This window comes from Streptomyces sp. NPDC001100, assembly GCF_053598575.1.
This window is the reverse complement of record NZ_JBSFKO010000017.1, coordinates 131327-151540: the sequence shown is the minus strand read 5'-3', so window position 1 is coordinate 151540 and position 20214 is coordinate 131327. Positions and strand designations below refer to the sequence as shown.

Genomic DNA, 20214 nt, shown 5'->3' with positions numbered 1-20214 from the left:
GCCGTCGTGACTCCGCGGCGGACCGCTTGACCTTTCATTGACCTTCCCTTGACATTCATTTTTCGCCATCGAGATCAAGCCGTGTCTGTGATTTTTCCGTCGGCAGTGAATACCGGACCGGGTGGGTATGAGTGAGGTAAGCCTCAGGTAAGTTAGGGCAGCCTCACCACACTGCCTCGCCAGACACTTCCGCTTGGAGCCTGCATGCGTGCCGTCCGACTTCCCGTCGTCACCGCTGTCGCCGCCGCGGCCGCCCTGACCGCCGTCACGGCGTGCACCGCGAAGAGCGACGCCAAGGACGGCGACGCGATCCAGGTCACCGCGGCCGACTCCAAGTGCACGACCTCGACGACGTCGATACCGGCCGGCCAGGTCACGCTGAAGATCGAGAACACCGGCTCGAAGGCTACCGAGGTCGAGATCCTCTTCCCGGACGACCGGATCGTCTCCGAGAAGGAGAACATCGGGCCGGGGACGAAGTACACGCTCACCGCCGAGGTGAAGGCGGGGGCGTACGAGATCGCCTGCCGGCCGGGGATGAAGGGGCACGGTGTGCGGCAGAAGCTGACCGTCACCGGGGGCAGCGCCGCCAAGCGCGACCCGAAGCTGGACGCCGCCGTCGCCGCCTACCGCGAGTACGCGCAGAACGAGGCCGACGCGACGATCCCGAAGGTGGAGACCTTCGTCAACGCCATCAAGGCGGGCGACCTCACCGCCGCCAAGAACGCCTACGCCCCCTCCCGCGTCGGCTGGGAGACCACCGAGCCGATCGCCGAGTCGTTCGGGGACATCGACCCCAAGACCGACACCCGCGTCAACGACCTGGAGAAGGGCCAGAAGTGGACCGGCTGGCACGCGCTGGAGAAGGCCCTGTGGCAGGACAAGAAGATCGGCGCCGAGCAGAAGGCGCTGGCCGATGAGCTGCTCACCGATCTGAAGGACTGGCAGAAGCGGGTCGGCAAGGCGGAGATCACCCCGACCTCCATGGCCAACGGTGCCAAGGAACTCCTCGACGAGGTCGCCACCGGCAAGGTCACCGGCGAGGAGGACCGCTACTCGCACACCGACCTGAGCGACTTCAAGGCCAACGTCGACGGCGCGGAGAAGGCGTACGAGCTGCTGAAGCCGGTCGCGCAGAAGAACGACGCGGCGCTGACCACCGAGCTGGACAAGCAGTTCGCCGCGATCGACACGCTGCTCGACAAGTACCGCTCCACGTCGACCTCGGATGGCTTCGTGTCGTACGACAAGGTCACCGCGGACCAGCGCAAGGAGCTGTCGGACGCGGTCAACGCCCTCGCGGAGCCGCTGTCCAAGCTCGCCGCCGCAGTTGTGAAGTAGGCCTGAGATGACCGAAGTCCAGGAGAACGAAGGCCAGCAGAGCGGTGCTCCCTCGCGCCGTTCGCTCATCGGGTGGGGCGGTGCCGGGCTCGCGCTCGGTGCCGTCGCGGCCGGGGGCGCGGTGGCGATGACCCGGGTCGGCGAGGACGTCGATCCGGCGGGCGCCGACACGGGTGCCGCGGTCGCCTTCCACGGCGCCAACCAGGCGGGCATCGCCACGCCCGTGCAGGACCGGCTGCACTTCGCCGCGTTCGACGTGAAGACCGACGACCGCGCCGAGTTCGTGCAGATGCTGAAGGACTGGACGGCCGCCGCCCGCCGGATGACCGGCGGGCTCGCGGTCGGCGAGGGGGCCTACGGCGGGCTCGCCGAGGCGCCGCCGGACGACACCGGTGAGGCGCTGGGGCTGAAACCCTCGCGGCTGACCCTCACCATCGGCTTCGGGCCGTCGTTCTTCGAGAAGTTCGGCCTCAAGGACGCCCGTCCCGAGGCTCTTGTCGACCTGCCGCAGTTCCCCGGCGACAACTTCGACAAGTCCCGTACGGGCGGCGACCTTTGTGTGCAGGCCTGTGCCGACGATCCGCAGGTCGCCGTGCACGCGATCCGCAACCTGGCCCGGATCGGCTTCGGCAAGGTCGCCATCCGCTGGTCCCAACTCGGCTTCGGGAAGACCTCGTCGACGACCCCTGGGGCCCAAACCCCGCGCAATCTCATGGGGTTCAAGGACGGCACCCGCAACATCGCGGGCACCGAGACGGACCGGCTGAAGAAGTTCGTGTGGGTGGGCGAGGGCGACAACACCAAGAACTCGGCCTGGATGACCGGGGGTTCGTATCTCGTCGCCCGGCGCATCCGGATGAACATCGAGACCTGGGACAGGACCTCGCTCCAGGAGCAGGAGGACGTCTTCGGCCGCGACAAGGGCGAGGGCGCGCCGGTCGGCAAGGCGAAGGAGCACGACGCGCCGTTCCTGAAGGCGATGAAGCCCGACGCGCACGTCCGGCTCGCGCACCCCGACTCCAACGGCGGGGTGACCATCCTGCGCCGGGGCTACTCCTTCACCGACGGCACCGACGGCCTCGGCCGGCTCGACGCGGGCCTGTTCTTCCTGGCCTACCAGCGCGACGTCCGCAAGGGGTTCATCCCGCTGCAGCGCAGGCTGTCGGCGACCGACGCGCTCAACGAGTACATCCAGCACGTGGGTTCGGCGGTCTTCGCCGTCCCGCCGGGCGTCCGCGACAAGGACGACTGGTGGGGCAGCACGCTGTTCTCCAAGAACGCGAAGGAGTCGTAGACCGTGTTCTCCAACTATCTGATCGGTCTGCGTGAAGGGCTGGAAGCCAGCCTCGTCGTCTGCATCCTGATCGCCTATCTGGTCAAGACGGAGCGGCGGGACGCGCTGAAGCCGATCTGGATCGGCATCGCCGCCGCGGTGCTCATCGCGATGGGCTTCGGCTGCGCGCTCGAATTCGGCTCCCAGGAGATGACGTTCCAGGCGCAGGAGGCGCTCGGCGGCTCGCTGTCGATCCTCGCGGTCGGTCTGGTGACCTGGATGGTGTTCTGGATGCGGCGCACCGCCCGGCATCTCAAGTCCGAACTGCACGGCAAGCTGGACGCGGCCCTCGCGATGGGCACCGGCGCGCTGGTCGCCACCGCGTTCCTCGCCGTCGGCCGCGAGGGCCTGGAGACCGCGCTGTTCGTGTGGGCGTCGGTGCACGCGGCGAGCGACGGCACTCCGCGCCCGCTGGTCGGCGTGGGCCTGGGCCTGGCCACCGCCGTGTTCCTGGGCTGGCTGTTCTACCGCGGCGCCCTGAAGATCAACCTCGCGAAGTTCTTCACCTGGACCGGTGCGATGCTCGTCGTGGTCGCGGCCGGTGTGCTGGCCTACGGCTTCCACGACCTCCAGGAGGCCGACTGGATCCCGGGGTTGACGAATCAGGCCTTCGACATCAGCGGCACGATCCCGCCGGACAGCTGGTACGGCACCCTCCTGAAGGGTGTCTTCAACTTCCAGCCGGACCCGACCGTCCTGCAGATCACGGTGTGGCTGCTGTACCTGATCCCCACGCTCACCCTGTTCTTCGCCCCGGTAGGGTTCGCCTCCGGGAAGGGGAAGGTGAAGGTAGCTGATGAGCAGGGACCGAAGCCCTCGGAGGCCTCGAAGGCTTGACCGGAGCGCCCTCATAGCGGCCTCGTTGACCGCATTGTCGTTGACGGCGAGCGGTTGTGTGGTGGTCCACGGGGAACGCGAGGTCCTCCCGGCCGCCACGCGCGCCGAGGCCGCCAAGGCGCTCCAGCAGTTCACGACCGCGTACAACGCGGCGGACAAGGCGTACGACAGCGCCCTGGACACCGCTCATGTCACCGGGGCGCTCGGTGACATCGACGCGGCGCGGCTGAAGGCGGGGCACACCAACTACCCGTCGGGGAACCCGAGTTACTCCCCGCTGGAGCTGACGGACGCGAAGTTCACCATCCCGAAGAAGGCCGGCTGGCCGCGCTGGTTCCTCGCCGACACCGCGGCCAACAAGGGCGGCAGCGCCCGCTGGCTGCTGGTGTTCACCCTCAACGACCTGTCCGAGCCGTGGCAGGTGGCGTATCTGACGCTGCTCGCGCCCGCCGCCGTACCGAAGTTCAGGACGGACAAGGACGGCTGGGCCGAGGCCGTGCCCGCGAACTCGGCCGAACTCGCCGTCGCGCCGGGGGACTTGAGTCAGCGCTATGCGACGTATCTGAAGAGCGGCGGGACGGACTTCGCGGACGGCGCGCACACCAGCGCGTGGCGCGCGGACCGCGAGAAGGCCACCAAGCCCGGTCTGGCCGTCCAGTTCCTCGACGAACCGGTGACGAACGGCGACTACGCGCCGCTCGCGCTGCGCACGGCGGACGGCGGGGCGCTGGTGTTCTACACCACGCGCTACTTCCAGAAGGAGACCGCGGCGACGGGCACCTCGGTGCCGGCCCAGAACAAGGACGTGCAGGCGCTGACGACGGGCGCCGTGCAGCAGTCCCTCACCCTCCAACTCGTGTCCAACCAGGTGGCGTTGGACCCGAAGCGGGGCGGCAAGGTGTCGGTGCTGGGCCGGATCGAGGGGCTGACCTCCGCACAGGGCGGCTGACGGTCAGGCGGTCAGGCGGTCAGGCGGTCAGGCGGTCAGGAACTCTTGGCGGTCAACGGCCCAGCGGCCAGGCCGCGTCGGCGTGGTCGGGTTCCTGGCCGGCGTGGCGGGCGCAGGCGTCCGTGAGGGTTTCCAGGAGGGTCAGCGGGTCGGGCAGCGGATGCTCGGGGCCGCGTACCCAGTGCACCGACTGGTTCTCGCCGGGCAGTTGGGCCGGAGGGACGAGGACGTAGGAACCGCGGCAGTGCCAGCGCAGCCCCGGGTGTTCGTCCATCGTCTCGGGGTGGCAGTCCAGTTCGCACGGCCACCACTCGTCCTCGTCCTCGGGGGTGCCGCGGGTGAGGGTGAAGAAGAGCAGCCGTCCGTCGTCGCTCGCGGCGACCGGCCCGACCTCGATGCCGGCGGCGAGCAGCCGCTCCAGGGCCTCGCTGCCGGCCTCCAGGGGAACGTCCAGGACGTCGTTGACCATGCCGGTCGCGGTGATGAAGTTGGCCTGCGGCTGATGGCGGGCCCAGCGCTCGATCTGCGCGCGGTCGGTCGTGGACTGCGTCTGCCAGGCGAACGACACCGGGTGCCGGGCGGGTGTGGGGCAGCCCACACGGTCGCACGAACATCGGTAGCCCGGGGCCGGGTGCGCGGCGGGCGCGAGCGGCAGTCCCGCTCCGGCGGCGGCGAGCAGCAGCGCCTCGCGCTCACTGCCGTCGGCGGCCTCGTCCTGCGGGCGGCGTCCGCGCAGCCACGAGGAGAGTCTGCCCTGCCGACCGGTCCGGCCACCGAACGTCGCGCTCATCTATCTCCTCGCCTCGCTGTTGTCGCCCTGCTGTTCTTGTCCTGTTGTTGTGCGGAGAACCTCCCCCATCGTCGCACCATCCTGAGCCTCGGGTGGCGGTACCCCACATGCGGGGTAGGTGGGACGAGACACACCGAGACCCGGATCACCACCTATCAGACGATTTGCCGGGATTTACGGCCTTCAGGCCTACGACGCCACGACGATTCGGCGCTACGACGCACGCCGCTCCGGCGCTACGACGGCCAGGAGTCCCCCCAGCTCGCGTCCCGGGCCGCCTTGTACAGGTCACCGTGGCGTTTGGTGACCGTCGTCCGGCGGAGCTGCTCGTCGCTCTCGCAGAGGTCGAGGAGTACTTGCCCCTTGCGGATCTGCGGACGCCGTACGACCCGGGCGGGTGCGGGTTCGACGGGGAGGCGGGTGGCGGCGACGTAGCTGAACTTCTCGTCCTCGTACGGCAGCGAGCCGCCCTTCACCTGCCGGTGCAGGGAGGAGCGGCTGACCCGGGCCGAGAAGTGGCACCAGTCCTCGCCGGGGACGATCGGGCAGGCGACGCTGTGCGGGCAGGGGGCGGCGATGCGGAAACCGGCGCCGATCAGCCGGTCGCGGGCCTCGATGACGCGGGCGTAGCCGTCCGGGGTGCCGGCCTCGACGATCACCACGGCCTGGGCGGCTGACGCGGCGGCGTCCACGAGGGCGGCGCGGTCGGGGACGGTGAGTTCGTTGAGGACGTAGGAGACGGTGACCAGGTCGGTGGCGTCGAGGGTGAGCGCTGAGCCGATCCGAGCGCGGCGCCAACTGGCGTTGTGCAGACCGGGGTTGGCGGCGGCGAGCTCTTTCCCGAGGGCGAGTGCGGGCTCGGCCCAGTCGAGCACGGTCACCGGGCGGTCGCCGGACCAGGTGGCGGTGACGGCCCAGGTCGCGGCGCCGGTGCCGCCGCCGACGTCCGTGTGCCCCTGCGGAGCCCAGTCGGGTACGGCATCGGCGAACGCGTCCAGCGCGGAGCGTACGGCCTCGAAGGTCGCCGGCATCCGATAGGCGGCGTAGGCGACGACATCCGCACGGTCCCTGAGGATCGGGGCGTCGGTCGGGGTGGCCCCGCGGTACTTGCCGATCAGGCGCTCCACGGCACCGGCGGCCTGCCTGGGCGGAAGCCCGCCGAGCAGCGCGGCGAGAGCGGTACGGAGGGATTCGGCCGGGGTCACGGGGTCGTTCACCCGCCGATTCTAAGTGGGCCGGGCCGGGTGTCGCCGTCCCTGGGGGCCCCGCCCCCGGACCCCCGGGACCTGTGCCCACCCACCACCCGAATCGGAAGTTGAAAAGTTCGGCTCAAAAGCCCCGTACCGCCCGTGCCACCCGCGTCCCCGCCGCCGCCCGCGGCCCGCTGTCCGGGCCCCTCCTCCGGGGATGGACGGTGTTCGCCAGCAACACCAAAAACGTGTCCGTCGCCGGATCCAGCACCAGCGACGTTCCCGTGAAGCCCGTGTGTCCCAGCGCCCCCCGCCCCGCCAACTCCCCCATGAACCAGGCCTGGTCGACGGCGAAGCCGAGCCCCGGCGGGGTCAGCAGCAGCTCCACGAAGTCCGCGCCCAGGATGCGGGCGGGGCCGTAGGAACCCCCCGCCAGGAGCGTGCGGCAGAACACCGCCAGGTCGCGGCCGGTGGAGAACAGGCCCGCGTGGCCTGCCACGCCACCCAGTGCCCAGGCGTTCTCGTCGTGGACGACTCCCCGGAGCATTCCGCGGTCCGCCTTGGCCCAGGGGCGGCGCTGGTCCTCGGTGGCGGCCGCGCCGGGGCAGGGGCCGAAGTCGGTGGAGGTCATGCCGAGGGGGCGGGTGATGCCGTCGTGGACCAGGACGTCGAGAGTGCGGCCGCTGACGCGTTCCAGGACGAACTGGAGCAGGAGGAGGTTCAGGTCCGAGTACAGATACTCGCCGGGCTCCCTCACCGGCGCCTCCGCCCGCAGCATCGCCAGGCGTTCCGCGTCGTCCGCGCAGTCGTACAGCGGGAGTTCGGGGCGCAGGCCGGAGGTGTGGGTGAGGAGTTGGCGGACGGTGATGTCGTGGCGGGCGGCGGCGCGGAAGTCCGGGAGGTAGGCGCCGACGTGGGCGTCGATGCCCAGGGTGCCCCGCTCGATCTGCTGCATGGCCGCGACGGAGGTGAACAGCTTGGTGAGGGACGCCAGGTCGAAGGGGGTGTCCACCGTCGTCGGGACGCGGGAGGCCGGCGGGAGTTCGACGCCCCGGTCCGTCTCGGGGTCGTAGGCCGCATACCGTACGGCCCAGCCCGCCGCCTCCTCCACGGCGATCACCGGGCCGCGGCCGGCGACCACGACGGTGCCCGCCGCCCACGGGCGGTCGCCGGTGGTGAGGTCGTGGACCTCCCGGATCAGGTGACGGAGTTCCCCGGGGTCGAGGCCCGCCCGTTCCGGTGTGTCGCTGCGCAGTCTCGGGGCGCTCAGCTCCCCACTCCCTCCGCGGTCGTACGGGTGTTCCAAGGACGGCACATTCCCACGAAGCAGGCCACCGCCACCAGTGCGGCCACCAGTTGGACGACGGCCATGGGCACGGCGGTGTGTTCGCCCGCGATGCCGACGAGCGGGGAGGCCACGGCACCGATGAGGAAGGAGGAGGTGCCCAGCAGCGCGGAGGCGGAGCCCGCGGAGTGCTTGGTGCGCATGAGGGCGAGGGTCTGGGCGTTGGGGAGGGTCACGCCCATCGCCGACATGAGGACGAAGAGGGCGGTGGCCACCGGGGCCAGGCCCACCGCGCCGAATGCGCCCGTCGCCATCAGCAGCAAGGCCGTAGCGGCCAGCACCACCACCGCCAGGCCAGCGCCCAGCACCTTGTCCATGGAGACCCGGCCGACCAGCAGCTTGCCGTTGATCTGGCCGACCGCGACCAGGCCGACCGAGTTGACGCCGAACAGCAGGCTGAAGGTCTGCGGGGAGGCGCCGTAGATCTCCTGGACGACGAAGGGGGAGGCGGAGATGTAGGCGAAGAGGGCGGCGAAGGCGAAGCCGCCGGTGAGCATGTAGCCGGTGAAGGGGAGGTCGGCGAGGAGGCGGCGCATGGAGCGCAGGGCCTCGCGGGTGCCGCCGACGTGCCGGTCGGCGGGTGCGAGGGTCTCGGGGAGACGGGTCCAGACGAGGACCGCGAGGGCCGTCCCGACGAAGGTCAGGATCACGAACACGCCCCGCCAGTCCGTCACCCGCAGGATCTGGCCGCCGACCAGCGGCGCGACGATCGGGGCGACCCCGGAGACCAGCATGAGGGTGGAGAAGAAGCGGGCCATGGCGACACCGTCGTAGAGGTCGCGGACGACGGCCCGTGCGATGACTATTCCGGCCGCGCCCGCGAGGCCCTGGACCAGACGGAAGGCGACCAGGGACTCGACGTTCGGCGCGAACGCGCACAGGGCGGTCGCGAGGACGTAGACGGCGAGGCCGGTCAGGAGTGGGCGTCTGCGGCCCCATCGGTCGCTCATCGGGCCGACCACCAGCTGCCCGAGCGCCATGCCGGCGAGGCACGCGGTGAGGGTGAGCTGCACGGTCGCGGCGGGCGCGTGCAGGGCGCGGGTGACCGCCGGGAGCGCGGGGAGGTACATGTCCATCGACAGCGGGGGCGTCGCGGTGAGGCCGCCGAGGACGAGGACGACGAGGAGGCTCGCGCGGCGGGTCGCCCCGGGCGCCGACGGTACGGCGGACTGCGGCGCGGCCGGCGCCTGCGCCCTCTGCTCGGGCATGTGCCCCTCCCTCCCTGACCGATCCGCCACCTATGCTCTCAGCTCGTACGGGGTGCCGAGGTACTGGTGAGCGAGGGTGGGGCCGCGATGACGGAAGAGAACGTGCGCTGGGGGATCCTGGCGACCGGCGGGATCGCCGCCGCGTTCACGGCGGCGCTGGTCGATCTGCCGGACGCCGAGGTGGTCGCGGTGGCCTCGCGGACGGAGGACTCGGCGAAGGCGTTCGCGGAACGGTTCGGGATCGAGCGGGCCTACGGCGAGTGGGCCGCGCTGGCGGCGGACGCGGACATCGATGTCGTCTACGTCGCCACCCCGCACTCGGCGCACCGCGCGGCGGCCGGTCTCTGTCTGGAGGCCGGGCGGAACGTGCTCGTCGAGAAGGCCTTCACCCTCAACTCCCGTGAGGCGAACGAACTGGTCGCGCTGGCGGCCGAGCACGGCAGCTTCCTGATGGAGGCCATGTGGATGTACTGCAATCCGCTGGTACGGCGGCTGAAGGCGCTCGTGGATGATGGTGCTGTCGGTGAAGTGCGTACCGTCCAGGCCGACTTCGGGCTCGCGGGGCCCTTCCCTCCCTCGCACCGGCTGCGGGACCCCGCGCAGGGCGGGGGCGCGCTGCTCGATCTCGGGGTGTACCCGGTGTCGTTCGCGCATCTGCTGCTCGGTGAGCCCGCCGACATCAAGGCGTCGGCCGTGCTGTCCGCCGAGGGTGTCGATCTGCAGACGGCGGCCCTGTGCTCCTGGGACAGCGGCGCGCTGGCCACGCTGCACTGCTCGATCGTGGGCGGTACGGGGACCTCGGCGTCGGTGACCGGTTCGCTCGGGCGGATCGACATCCCGGACGGCTTCTTCCACCCGGAGCGGTTCGTGCTGCACCGCGACGGCCGTGACCCCGAGGAGTTCGTCCTCGACCCGGCGGACGGGCCGCGCAACACGCTGCGGCACGAGGCGGCCGAGGTGATGCGGGCGCTGCGGGCCGGTGAGACCGAGTCGCCGCTGGTGCCTCTGGAGGGCACCCTCGCGGTGATGCGCACGCTGGACGCGGTGCGGGAGCGGATCGGGGTGCGGTACCCGCAGGAGGGGTGACTCCGCCTCTTAGGCTGCGGTCCATGAACGCTGAGCAATCAAGGATCGCCGTGGTGACCGGCGCGGGCTCCGGGATCGGGCGCGCGGTCGCCGTGGAACTGCTGGGCGCGGGCTGGTCGGTGGCGCTGGCCGGCCGCCGCACCGGGACGCTGGAGGAGACGGCCGCGCTGGTGCCCGAGGGCGCCTCCCTCGCCGTGGCGACGGATGTGGCGCGGCCGGAGGACGTGGCCGCCCTGTTCGCGGCGACCGTCGAGCGGTTCGGGCGGGTGGACCTGCTGTTCAACAACGCGGGGACGTTCGGGCCCGGCGGGGTGCCGGTGGAGGAGTTGCCCTACGACGCGTGGCGACACGTGGTGGACACCAATCTCAACGGGGCGTTCCTGTGCGCGCAGGCGGCGTTCCGGCAGATGAAGGAGCAGGCGCCGCAGGGCGGGCGGATCATCAACAACGGGTCGATCTCCGCGCACACGCCCCGGCCGCACTCGGTGGCCTACACGGCGACCAAGCACGCGCTGACGGGGCTGACGAAGTCCCTGTCGCTGGACGGGCGGCCGTACTCGATCGCGGTCGGGCAGATCGACATCGGGAACGCGGCGACGGACATGACGCGGCGGATGGAGACCGGGGCCTTGCAGGCCAACGGGGTGGTAGCCCCGGAACCGGTGATGGATGTCGCGGATGTGGCGCGCACGGTGCGGCACATGGCGGAGCTGCCGTTGGCGGCGAATGTGCAGTTCGCGACGGTGTTGGCGACGGCGATGCCGTATGTGGGCCGTGGTTGAGGCAAGTTGCACAAACGGAATTTGACCGTCCGCACCATTGCGCCCGGTTGCTGACTTATGCTCAACTCTTCTCCACCAAAGCTTCACAGTTGGAGCACTTGGCTTCCGCAGACCAACCCGAGGGGGGAGGCGGCAGCCGTTCCACCGCCCGGGTGGGGGTGGACCTCGCGTGGGACCGCGGGGTTTCGCACCGGGCGGTGGAACGGCTGTCGCACAGCTCAACTCCCGTCTTCCTCCCGGGACTTCGCCGCCACGGCCGCCCGCCGCCTGCGCAGCGCGAACGCGCCGCCCGCGAGCAGGACCACCGTCCCGGCCGCACCCTCCAGCAGCCGCCAGGGCGAAGCACCGTCCGCCGACGAGGCCGCCGCGCCCGCGGCCCCCGCAGCCCCCTTGGCGCCCTTCCCCGACGGCGTCGGGCTCGCGCTCGCCCCGCCCTCGCTCAGCGGCTCGACCAGCGTGCCCACCGCCTTGGCCGAACTCCCTTTGCCGAAGCCCCAGTCGAGCAGCGCCTCGGTCTCCTTGTAGACCTCGTTGCCGCCGTTGGCCGGGTGCATCACCGTGACCAGCAGGGTGCGGCCGTCACGGGTGGCGGCGCCGGTGAAGGTGTTGCCGGCGTGGCTGGTGTAACCGTTCTTGACGCCGATCATGCCCTGGTACGGGCGCAGTCCGTAGGCACCGGTGAGCAGGCGGTCGGTGTTCTGGATCTGGAAGGTCTTCTTGCCGCCGGCCGGGAAGTTCGCGGTCCTGGTGGAGCAGTAGGCGCCGAAGTCCTCGTCGTGCAGGCCGTGCCGGGCGAAGAGCGTGAGGTCGTACGCCGAGGAGACCTGCCCGGGGTGGTCGAAGCCGTCCGGGCTCACCACATGGGTGTCCAGGGCCTGGAGGTCCTTCGCCTTGGCCTGCATCTCGGCGACCGTCCTGGCGATCCCGCCGTTCATGTGGGCCAGCACATGCACGGCGTCGTTGCCGGAGCGAAGGAAGACGCCCTGCCACAGCTGGTGGACGGTGTAGGTGATGCCGGGCTTGACGCCGACCAGGCTGGAGCCGGAGGGGACGTCGGCGAGGTCGGCGTCGGTGACCCGGTAGGTGCGGGTCTTCTCGAACTTCCCCAGCACGGTGTCGGCGAACAGCATCTTCAGCGTGGACGCGGGCGCGAGGCGCTGGTGCGCGCGGTACGAGGCGAGCACCTCACCGGTCTTGTGGTCGGCGACGAGCCAGGAACGGGCGGTGAGCTTCTTGGGCAGACCGGTGGCACCACTCGTCTGGATCCCGTCGCGGGCCAGACGCTCACCGCCTATCGCTGTCGCCGCGGACGCTGGAGTGGCCGCTGCCACGGGAAGGGCGGCGGCGGTCAGGCCGAGAGCGGCACGCCGGGTGAGCCGAGAGGAATCGCGCATCCGGGGACCGTACAAAATCGGGGCCGGGCGGTGCACGGCGGGGTGGCGAAAAGACGCCGGAGGGAAGGCGCGGCACCCCACACCAACACGCCATTGAACTGGGGTTTCCTGGCAGGAAGCCCTCCGCAGCTTAGGAATGAGCTGTCTGACACAATTCTGATTTCGGGCGTCTTTTTCTCAGGCCAGACACATCCTTTACTCAGGTCGACTCAAAGGTTCCTCCATAGCTTGTGGCCGCGCCCACAGCGGGCGCCAAGAACCTTTGGGGAATGGGATGTTTGGCATCTATCTCAAGCGCGAGCTGAGCCGGCGCAAGAAGGCGGCCCTGGTCATCGCCATGGGTCTGGCGCTCGGTATCGCGCTGGTCATCACCGTCAACTCGGTGTCGGCCGGCATGAATCAGGCTCAGGACAAGGTCCTCAAGTCTCTTTACGGTCTCGGAACTGACATGACCGTGACCAAGGCGCAGTCGGCCCCCAAGGCCGGCAGCTCAGGGGGTCCCAGCTTCAAGTTCGGCGCCACCTCCTCCAGCAGCAGCTCGCAGAGCTCGGACCGGGTGAACACGCAGGGCGGTCAGGTCCTCGCGTCCTCCCTGGTCACCAAGGTCGCCGCGCAGAAGGGCGTGTCCGCCGCGGTCGGCTCGCTCACCCTGAACGTCACCAAGGTCGACGGCTCCTTCACCCAGGGCAAGGCGAAGTCCTCCACCACGTCCGGTTCCTCTTCCGGTTCGCAGCAGGGCGGCCCCGGCGGCGGTGGCGGAACCAGCAGCACCGGCGCGCCGCAGGTCCAGGGCGGCGGCGCCAACTTCAACGTGAACTCGTACTCGGTCGCCGGCATCGACGTCACCAACCAGACGCTCGGCCCGCTGTCCACCTCGAAGATCACCTCCGGCAAGACGTTCACGGCCTCGCAGACCAACGCGAAGGCCGCCGTCATCAGCGCCTCGTACGCCAAGTCGAAGAAGTACAAGGTCGGTTCGACCTTCAAGATCTCCAGCACCAAGTTCACGGTCATCGGCATCGCGACGCCCAACAGCAGCGAGTCCACGATCGACGTGTACCTGCCGCTGAAGCAGGCGCAGACGCTGGGCGACTCGAAGAACAAGGTCACCACGATCTACGTCAAGGCGACCGACTCCAAGCAGATCTCGGCCGTCAAGTCGACCATCCAGAAGAACATCTCGGGTACGACGGTCACCACCTCCGCCGACCTCGCGTCCACCGTGTCCGGCTCGCTGTCCACCGCCTCCAACCTGGCGACCAGCGTCGGCAAGTGGCTGTCCATCGCGGTCCTGATCGCCGCGTTCCTCGTGGCCGCGCTGCTCACCTCCTCCGCCGTGTCCCGCCGGGTGCGGGAGTTCGGCACCCTGAAGGCGCTCGGCTGGCCGAGCCGCAAGGTCACCCGCCAGGTCGTCGGCGAGTCCATGGTCAACGGTCTGATCGGCGGCGGTCTCGGTATCGCGCTGGGCCTCGCCGCGGCCTACACGGTCACCGCGATCAGCCCCAAGCTGACCGCCCAGCTCGGCAACACCGGCGGTGGCGGCCAGGGCGGCCCCGGCGGCGGTCAGGGCGGCGGCCCCGGCCAGCAGGCCACCCAGAACACCCTGGAGATCGCCCTGAACGCGCCGGTCTCGCTGACCACGATCGCCCTCGCGGTGGGCCTGGCCGTCACCGGCGGTCTGATCGCCGGCGCGATGGGCGGCTGGCGCGCCTCCCGGATGCGCCCGGCGGACGCCCTGCGCAGCGTGTCGTAGGACGGCGGCTGCCACGGAGCGGTCGCTGTGACAGACCGCCGCACCCCCTGATCCGGGGCGCCGCCTCCACTCCCCCCGGGAGACGGCGCCCCAACTCTCTTCTTCTTCACGGACTCATCGACGGAGATCCCATGTACAAGCTCACCGGCGTCACCAAGCGCTACACGCGGGGCAAGGAGACGGTCGAGGCGCTGCGCGGCGTCGACCTGACGATCGAGGACGGCGACCAGCTCGTCATCCAGGGCCCCACCGGCGGCGGCAAGTCGACGCTGCTGCAGATGATCGGCGGCCTGGACCGCCCCTCCGAGGGCAGTGTCGAGCTGGACGGCGTCAACCTCGCCGCCATCAGCGAGGCCAAGCTGACCCGGCTGCGGGCCGAGAAGATCGGCATCATCTTCCAGTCCTTCAACCTCATCCCGACGCTCACCGCGCAGGAGAACGTCGAGACCGCCCTGGTCCCGCTCGGCGTCAAGCCGGCCGAGCGCCGCGAGCGGGCGGCGGAGGCCCTCACCTCGGTCGGCCTCGGCGACCGCCTCAAGCACGCCCCCTCCGAGCTCTCCGGCGGCCAGCAGCAGCGCGTGGCGATCGCCCGCGCGCTGGTCAAGAAGCCGAAGGTGCTTCTCGCCGACGAGCCCACCGGCAACCTCGACGAGGGCACCCGCGACGACATCATGGGCCTGCTCGAAGGCCTCTGGCACGAGTACGGGCTGACCTTCATCATGGTCACCCACGACTCGTCCATCGCCCGCCGCGCCCCGCGCCTGGCCACCATCAAGGCCGGCCAGATCACGCTGACCGAACAGGGCCGCGGCACCGGCCAGTTCGCCCCCCAGCCGAGCGACGCCGGCCAGCAGTTCGCGCAGTACGGCAACCAGGGCTACTGAGCCCTCCCGCGGACTTCTGGTCCCATGGTCCCCAAGGGGCCGTTCACCTCCCGGGCACCTGGCCGACCTCGGCCAACCGCCCGGCGGTGAGCGGCCCTTCGGCGATCACCCCGGCGTTCTCGCACGGCCGAGGCCCGAGGCCGACCGCCCGCCGGTGAGCCGCCCTTCCGCCGCCGCGCCCGCGCTCCCCCACGGCAGGAGCCAACCGCCCACTACCGCCGCCCCGTTGAGCCACTCACCGCCCCAGCACCCGATCGACCTCCGCCAACTGCCCCGCGGTGAGCGGCCCCTTCGCGATGGCGCCCGCGTTCTGCTCGGCCTGCGTGACCGAGCGGAAGCCCGGGATCGGGACGGTGCGCGGGCTGCGGGCCCACAGCCAGGCGAGGGCGCCCTGCGCGGACGTACGGCCCTCGGAGGTAAGGATCTCGCGCAGGGCGTCCACCCGGGCGACCCAGTCCTCGTCGGCCCCGGCGCCCTGCTTGAAGCCCTGCATCCAGGCGGGCGGGGTGTTGCGGATGTCGCCGGGCTCCAGCGTCCGCCCGGCGGCCTGCTTGCCGGTGAGCAGGCCCATGGCCAGCGGGCTGCGGTTGATGCTGGCGAGCCCCAGCTCCTCGCACAGCGCGAACATTTCGGGCGCGTCCTGGAACACGTTCGCCGCGTGCTGTACGGCCGCACAGTGCTCCCCCTCGGCGAACACGGCGGCACGGGCGGGATCGTCGGTGCTCCAGGCGTAGGCCCGGATCAGCCCCTCGCCCACGAACTCCTCGCACTGGTCGCGGAGTTGGGCGGCGCGGTCCAAGTCCGCTTCGGAGAGGTGGAGTTGGTACAGGTCGACGTGGTCGGTGCCGAGGCGCTCCAGCGACGCGGTGAGCGCGCGGCGGGCGTACTCCGGGGAGTCGTCGGAGCCGGTGAGGGTGCGGGTCTCCTCGTCGAAGACGTTGCCCCACTTGGTGGCGAGGACCACGTCGTCCCGGCGCTTGCCGAGCGCGCGGCCGAGGACACGCTCGCTGTGCCCGGCGCCGTAGGTGTCGGCGGTGTCGAAGAAGGTGACCCCCAGGTCGAGGGCGCGCCGGATCGCCCGGACGGACTCCTCGTCGTCGACCTTCCCCCAGCCCAGCGGCTGTCCGCTCGCGTCCTGCCACTCCCCGCCGATGGCCCAGCAGCCGAAGCCGAGAGCGCTCACGTCGATACCACTGCGTCCCAGGGTCCTGCTGTTCGTCTCCATGCCTGCGGACGCTAGGAGTTGGAGTGCACACCAAGGCAAGGGTTTTTTACCAGGAACCTCTACGGAGGGCCTTCTGCGTCGGTCAGGCCTGCCCGGTCTCGAAGCGGGCGATCCGACCGTCCTCGCCGACCGTGAAACTCCACCGGGTGCGCATCTCGCCCCACGCGTCGTTGGAGTAGCGGGCGACCAGGGCCCGGCCGCCGTTCGACTCCCGGTCGACCTCCATGTGGCCGTGGGAGGAGAAGATCTCCCGGTCGATCCACTCGGCGAGGTCACGGTCGGAGCCGTCGTCGGCCATCGTCGCGCCGGGCGCGAGGAGCGCCAGGAACGCGTCGCGGTCATGGGCGTTGACGGCGCTGACGAAGGCCCGGACGGCCGGATCGCTGAGCTTGGCTGGCTGAATCGTCATGCCGGCCAGACTCACACCGTTCCCCGGGGCCCGCCACCCGAACGGCGGCCAGCGCAGGCCCGTCGCGGGCCGGAGGTGCGACGGTGGAGGGACCGTCCACGCCGTCCGTCCAGGGAGTCACCGTGACCTGTTACGACCGACAAGATCTGGGCCTGCTGCTGCTCCGGCTGGGTACCGGCGGTGTGCTGGCCGCGCACGGTTCGCAGAAGCTGTTCGGCTGGTTCGGTGGCGGCGGGATCGCGGGCACCGGCGTGGCCATGGAGGCGATGGGCTACTCCCCCGGCAGACAGAGCGCCACGATGGCGGGCCTCGCGGAGGCGGGCGGCGGCGCCCTGCTGGCACTGGGCCTGGCGACCCCGGCGGCGGGCGCGGCGGCGGCCGGCGCGATGGCGGGCGCGACCGCCGTGCACGCGCCCAACGGCTTCTTCGCGGCGGGCGGCGGCTACGAGTACGCGGCCTCCCTCGCCCTGACCGCGGCCGGCCTCGCGGTCACGGGACCGGGCCGCCTCTCCCTGGACCACGCGCTCGGCCACGCGGTGAACCGGGGCTGGATGGTCCCGGCGGCGCTGGCGGTGACCGGGGCGGCGACGGCCGTGGTGGTGGGCCTGCGCAATCGGCGGGTGCGGGAGGCGGAGTTCGAGCAGGAGACGCTGTTCGACGAGTAGGGACCTGGTGGCAGGCTGGGTCCATGAGTGATCAGAAGGACCAGCCCACCGGGCTCTGGACCGGTATCGAGGACCTCTGGGCCTGGGTGGACACGAACCGTCCCCTCGACGGCCGGGAGAGCCTGCTCCTGCGCATCCTGAAGCTGTCCGAGGAGGTCGGCGAGGTCTCCGAGGCGGTGATCGGGGTGACCGGCCAGAACCCGCGCAAGGGCGTCACCCACACCTGGGACGACGTACAGGCCGAACTGTGCGACGTCGTGATCACCGCACTGATCGCGCTGCGCACCCTGACCCCCGACACGCAGGAGGTCTTCACCCGTCATCTGGCCCGGGTCATGGAACGCTCTCTCGGCCCGTCCGCCGTTGTTCACCCCCAGGACCTGCCCGCGCCGCGCGGAGTTGGTGAGATCCACTGAGCCTTCTCGTCGACACCGAGCCGACGAAGGGGTCCCCGTGCAGGACTACGTTTTCATCAGTGGGCTCAGGACGGTCGCCGTGGCGGGCAGTTGCCTCGCCCTCGCCGCCCTGAGCCTCGGCAACAGCCAGGCGCACGCGGCGAGTTACGGCACCCCGACCATCTCCCTCTCGGCCTCCTACCTCTCGGGCGCGGTGGACGCGGTCGGCGATCCGACGGTCCAGGTGACGGTCGCCCAGAGCGGCGCGGACGCCGGCGCGCTGACGGTCGCGGCGAGCAAGAGCAGCAGGACGTCCGTGGCGCCGACGAGCGCGGTGACCGTCACCGGCACCGGCGCCACCCGTCAACTCGCCGTGGCGGCAGCCGCGCGGGGCTACACCGACCTGACGGTGAAGGTCACCGGCCTAGGCGGCAAGACGGCCACCAAGACCCTGCACTACGCGGCCTCGGCTGCGGTCCAACAGCCCGCCGAGACCCGCTACTTCACCGGCTCCAGCGACGCCTCCGCCGCCATCGACGTGGGCGGCGGCTACGTCGTCGTAGCGGACGACGAGTCCAACGTCCTCCGCCTGTACGACCGTTCGGCCTCGGGCGCTCCGCTGAAGATCTGGGACTTCAGCGACGACATCGGCGTCGACAAGGAGATCGACATCGAGGGCGCGGCCCGCGTCGGCGACACGATCTACTGGACGGGCTCGCTCGGCAACAACAAGGACGGCGAGTACAAGGCCGCCCGCAACACGGTCTTCACCACCAAGGTGACCGGCAGCGGCGCCAACACCGCGCTCTCCTACGGCAGTTCGTACGGCAGGCTGCGCGACGACCTGGTGGCCTGGGACAAGGCGAACGGCAACAGGTACGGCTTCGCGGCGGGCACCGCGGACGGCGAGATCCCCAAGGAGATCGACGGATTCAACGTGGAGGGCCTGGAGTTCGCGCCCGGCTCGACGACCACGGCGTATATCGGTTTCCGCGCTCCGCTGGCCCCGGCGGTGGCGGGCGGCAAGGCGCTCCTCGTGCCGGTCACCAACATCGACAAGGTGGTCGCGAACGGCACCGCCGCGACCTTCGGCACACCGGTCGAACTGGACCTCGGCGGTCTCTCGGTGCGCGACATCCGCAAGAACGCGGCGAACCAGTACCTGATCGTCGCCGGTTCCTGGGCCGCCGACGACAACTCCGACCCGTACGCCCTCTACTCCTGGACCGGCAGCGCGGCCGACAAGCCGGTCAGGCTGCGCGACCTGCCGACCACGGACCCGGGCGCCTGGGAGGCGGTCGTCGACGTACCGGACCTGACGGCGGCGGGCGCCCGCGCCCAGCTGATCACCGACGACGGCTCGGCCGACCTCTACGGCGACGGCACCGAGGCGAAGGACCTCACGCACCCGGAGTGGCAGAAGTCCCGCTCGACCTGGTTCACGATCACCGGCTGACAGGCGAAGCGATCGGTGGCGCGCGCCCCGCGGTGAGGCCGGGCACGCGTCACCCTGGCACCCTGGTCCTCGACAACACCGTCGAGGACGAAAGTCGAGTCATGACCACCGAGAAGCTCACCGTAGGCGTCCTGGGCACCGGCATCATGGGCGCCGCGATGGCCCGCAACCTCGCCCGCGCCGGACACACCGTCCACGCCTGGAACCGCACCCGCGCCAAGGCCGAACCACTGTCCGCCGACGGCGCGCACGTCACCGACACCGTGGCGGAGGCCGTACGCGACGCGGACGTGATCCTCACCATGCTCTACGACGGCGACACCGTCCTCGACGTGATGCGCGAGGCCGCGCCCGCCCTGCGCCCCGGCTCCGCGTGGATCCAGTCGACGACCTCGGGCCTCGAATCGGTGGCCGAACTGGCCGCGTTCGCCGGCCGCCACGACCTGGTCTTCTACGACGCCCCCGTGCTCGGCACCCGCCAGCCCGCCGAGGCCGGTCAGCTGACGGTCCTCGCGGCGGGCCCGGAGTCCGGCCGCGCCACGGTCACCCCGGTCTTCGACGCGGTCGGCGCCCGCACGATGTGGGTCGGCGAGGACGGCGCCGCGGCCACCGCGACCCGCCTGAAGCTGGTCGCCAACAGCTGGGTCCTCGCCGCGACCAACGCGGCGGGCGAGGCCCTGGCCCTCTCCAAGGGCCTGGGCGTGAACCCCCAGAGCTTCCTCGACCTCATGGCCGGCGGCCCCCTCGACATGGGCTATCTGCACGCCAAGTCCGCCGCGATCCTCAACGACCAACTCACTCCGGCGAGTTTCGCGGTCACGACGGCGGAGAAGGACGCCCGGCTGATCGTGCAGGCGGGCGCGGCCCACGGCGTCCGCCTCGACGTGGCGGCGGCGGGCGCGGAACGGTTCGCGCGGGCGGCGGCACAGGGGCACGGGGACGAGGACATGGCGGCGGCGTACTTCGCCAGCTTCGAGGCGGGGACGGACGGGAAGCCGATCGAGTCGTCCTGATCCGGCCTTGATCTCGTCACAGCCAGGACACAGCGAGCACACAGAGGAAACCGGGCGTACGACCTGAACTGTCTCCCCCGCCGAAATGCCGGCAAGTCCGGTCGCACGAACCGAACTCGGGGGACGTCATGCAGAAGAGCAGCATCCGCAGGGCCGCGA

The 20214-nt window shown here is 70.9% G+C and carries 19 protein-coding genes; 12 read left to right on the top strand and 7 right to left on the bottom strand.

The window, feature by feature from the left end:
• Window positions 1–204 precede the first annotated feature (204 nt).
• Genes efeO through ACWDEW_RS25210 form a run of 4 tightly spaced genes read left to right on the top strand, consistent with a single transcriptional unit; the run spans window position 205 to window position 4460 of the window.
• Window positions 205–1341 (top strand): iron uptake system protein EfeO, encoded by a 1137-nt coding sequence (gene efeO / locus ACWDEW_RS25225; RefSeq protein ID WP_450515189.1) that lies wholly within the window; start codon window positions 205–207, stop codon window positions 1339–1341.
• Between the two features lie 7 nt (window positions 1342–1348).
• Window positions 1349–2635 carry an iron uptake transporter deferrochelatase/peroxidase subunit gene (gene efeB / locus ACWDEW_RS25220; RefSeq protein WP_450515187.1) on the top strand — a complete coding sequence of 429 codons (1287 nt, stop codon included), beginning with the start codon at window positions 1349–1351 and terminating at the stop codon, window positions 2633–2635.
• 3 nt (window positions 2636–2638) lie between these two features.
• Complete coding sequence (gene efeU / locus ACWDEW_RS25215) at window positions 2639–3511, top strand: iron uptake transporter permease EfeU (protein ID WP_450515186.1); 873 nt, start codon at window positions 2639–2641, stop codon at window positions 3509–3511.
• A complete protein-coding gene (locus ACWDEW_RS25210) occupies window positions 3471–4460 on the top strand; it encodes a hypothetical protein (protein WP_450515184.1) in 990 nt (329 codons plus the stop codon). Before efeU ends, ACWDEW_RS25210 begins: the two co-directional genes overlap by 41 nt.
• Before the next feature lie 52 nt (window positions 4461–4512).
• On the opposite strand, the gene ACWDEW_RS25205 is transcribed toward ACWDEW_RS25210, so the two are convergent.
• The 4 genes from ACWDEW_RS25205 to ACWDEW_RS25190 form a co-directional block, all read right to left on the bottom strand.
• Window positions 4513–5250: a bifunctional DNA primase/polymerase gene (locus ACWDEW_RS25205; protein WP_450515183.1), complete on the bottom strand. Its 738-nt coding sequence runs from the start codon at window positions 5248–5250 to the stop codon at window positions 4513–4515.
• Window positions 5251–5486: 236 nt separating this feature from the next.
• On the bottom strand, window positions 5487–6467 hold the full coding sequence (locus tag ACWDEW_RS25200) for a small ribosomal subunit Rsm22 family protein (protein WP_450515182.1): 981 nt from the start codon (window positions 6465–6467) through the stop codon (window positions 5487–5489).
• A 112-nt stretch (window positions 6468–6579) separates the two neighbouring features.
• Window positions 6580–7755, bottom strand: a complete 1176-nt coding sequence (locus tag ACWDEW_RS25195; RefSeq protein WP_450515181.1) for a serine hydrolase domain-containing protein — start codon at window positions 7753–7755, stop codon at window positions 6580–6582.
• Window positions 7707–8993, bottom strand: coding sequence for a multidrug effflux MFS transporter (locus ACWDEW_RS25190; protein ID WP_450515180.1), 1287 nt, complete (start codon window positions 8991–8993; stop codon window positions 7707–7709). Before ACWDEW_RS25190 ends, ACWDEW_RS25195 begins: the two co-directional genes overlap by 49 nt.
• 87 nt (window positions 8994–9080) lie before the next feature.
• On the opposite strand from ACWDEW_RS25190, the gene ACWDEW_RS25185 reads away from it, so the two are divergent.
• Window positions 9081–10079: a Gfo/Idh/MocA family protein gene (locus ACWDEW_RS25185; protein WP_450515179.1), complete on the top strand. Its 999-nt coding sequence runs from the start codon at window positions 9081–9083 to the stop codon at window positions 10077–10079.
• Between the two features lie 23 nt (window positions 10080–10102).
• Complete coding sequence (locus ACWDEW_RS25180; protein WP_450515178.1) at window positions 10103–10861, top strand: SDR family oxidoreductase; 759 nt, start codon at window positions 10103–10105, stop codon at window positions 10859–10861.
• Window positions 10862–11079: 218 nt separating this feature from the next.
• Here ACWDEW_RS25180 and ACWDEW_RS25175 read toward each other — a convergent pair whose 3' ends face one another.
• Window positions 11080–12255, bottom strand: a complete 1176-nt coding sequence (locus ACWDEW_RS25175; protein ID WP_450515177.1) for a D-alanyl-D-alanine carboxypeptidase family protein — start codon at window positions 12253–12255, stop codon at window positions 11080–11082.
• 274 nt (window positions 12256–12529) lie between these two features.
• On the opposite strand from ACWDEW_RS25175, the gene ACWDEW_RS25170 reads away from it, so the two are divergent.
• The gene (locus ACWDEW_RS25170) at window positions 12530–14008 is read left to right on the top strand and encodes an ABC transporter permease (RefSeq protein WP_450515176.1); all 1479 of its coding nucleotides are present in this window, start codon (window positions 12530–12532) and stop codon (window positions 14006–14008) included.
• 131 nt (window positions 14009–14139) lie between these two features.
• Window positions 14140–14892, top strand: coding sequence for an ABC transporter ATP-binding protein (locus ACWDEW_RS25165; protein WP_450515175.1), 753 nt, complete (start codon window positions 14140–14142; stop codon window positions 14890–14892).
• 235 nt (window positions 14893–15127) lie between these two features.
• Here the strand turns inward: ACWDEW_RS25165 and ACWDEW_RS25160 are convergent, their stop codons facing one another.
• On the bottom strand, window positions 15128–16117 hold the full coding sequence (locus ACWDEW_RS25160) for an aldo/keto reductase (RefSeq protein WP_450515174.1): 990 nt from the start codon (window positions 16115–16117) through the stop codon (window positions 15128–15130).
• An 82-nt stretch (window positions 16118–16199) separates the two neighbouring features.
• On the bottom strand, window positions 16200–16526 hold the full coding sequence (locus ACWDEW_RS25155; RefSeq protein ID WP_262057877.1) for a nuclear transport factor 2-like protein: 327 nt from the start codon (window positions 16524–16526) through the stop codon (window positions 16200–16202).
• 122 nt (window positions 16527–16648) lie between these two features.
• Here ACWDEW_RS25155 and ACWDEW_RS25150 point away from each other — a divergent pair, with 122 nt between their 5' ends.
• The 4 genes from ACWDEW_RS25150 (at window position 16649) to ACWDEW_RS25135 (ending at window position 20055) form a co-directional block, all read left to right on the top strand.
• Window positions 16649–17191, top strand: coding sequence for a DoxX family protein (locus tag ACWDEW_RS25150; RefSeq protein ID WP_450515173.1), 543 nt, complete (start codon window positions 16649–16651; stop codon window positions 17189–17191).
• A 23-nt stretch (window positions 17192–17214) separates the two neighbouring features.
• Window positions 17215–17607, top strand: coding sequence for a MazG-like family protein (locus ACWDEW_RS25145; RefSeq protein ID WP_450515172.1), 393 nt, complete (start codon window positions 17215–17217; stop codon window positions 17605–17607).
• Window positions 17608–17686: 79 nt separating this feature from the next.
• Window positions 17687–19042, top strand: coding sequence for a hypothetical protein (locus tag ACWDEW_RS25140; RefSeq protein ID WP_450515279.1), 1356 nt, complete (start codon window positions 17687–17689; stop codon window positions 19040–19042).
• A gap of 101 nt (window positions 19043–19143) precedes the next feature.
• The gene (locus ACWDEW_RS25135) at window positions 19144–20055 is read left to right on the top strand and encodes an NAD(P)-dependent oxidoreductase (RefSeq protein ID WP_450515171.1); all 912 of its coding nucleotides are present in this window, start codon (window positions 19144–19146) and stop codon (window positions 20053–20055) included.
• Window positions 20056–20214: the final 159 nt, after the last annotated feature.

Coding starts and splice junctions, on each gene's coding strand:
- efeO (WP_450515189.1), top strand. CDS start 205: ATGCGTGCCGTCCGACTTCCCGTCGTCACCGCTGTCGCCGCCGCGGCC.
- efeB (WP_450515187.1), top strand. CDS start 1,349: ATGACCGAAGTCCAGGAGAACGAAGGCCAGCAGAGCGGTGCTCCCTCG.
- ACWDEW_RS25210 (WP_450515184.1), top strand. CDS start 3,471: ATGAGCAGGGACCGAAGCCCTCGGAGGCCTCGAAGGCTTGACCGGAGC.
- ACWDEW_RS25205 (WP_450515183.1), bottom strand. CDS start 5,250: ATGAGCGCGACGTTCGGTGGCCGGACCGGTCGGCAGGGCAGACTCTCC.
- ACWDEW_RS25190 (WP_450515180.1), bottom strand. CDS start 8,993: ATGCCCGAGCAGAGGGCGCAGGCGCCGGCCGCGCCGCAGTCCGCCGTA.
- ACWDEW_RS25185 (WP_450515179.1), top strand. CDS start 9,081: ATGACGGAAGAGAACGTGCGCTGGGGGATCCTGGCGACCGGCGGGATC.
- ACWDEW_RS25180 (WP_450515178.1), top strand. CDS start 10,103: ATGAACGCTGAGCAATCAAGGATCGCCGTGGTGACCGGCGCGGGCTCC.
- ACWDEW_RS25175 (WP_450515177.1), bottom strand. CDS start 12,255: ATGCGCGATTCCTCTCGGCTCACCCGGCGTGCCGCTCTCGGCCTGACC.
- ACWDEW_RS25170 (WP_450515176.1), top strand. CDS start 12,530: ATGTTTGGCATCTATCTCAAGCGCGAGCTGAGCCGGCGCAAGAAGGCG.
- ACWDEW_RS25165 (WP_450515175.1), top strand. CDS start 14,140: ATGTACAAGCTCACCGGCGTCACCAAGCGCTACACGCGGGGCAAGGAG.
- ACWDEW_RS25160 (WP_450515174.1), bottom strand. CDS start 16,117: ATGGAGACGAACAGCAGGACCCTGGGACGCAGTGGTATCGACGTGAGC.
- ACWDEW_RS25155 (WP_262057877.1), bottom strand. CDS start 16,526: ATGACGATTCAGCCAGCCAAGCTCAGCGATCCGGCCGTCCGGGCCTTC.
- ACWDEW_RS25145 (WP_450515172.1), top strand. CDS start 17,215: ATGAGTGATCAGAAGGACCAGCCCACCGGGCTCTGGACCGGTATCGAG.
- ACWDEW_RS25135 (WP_450515171.1), top strand. CDS start 19,144: ATGACCACCGAGAAGCTCACCGTAGGCGTCCTGGGCACCGGCATCATG.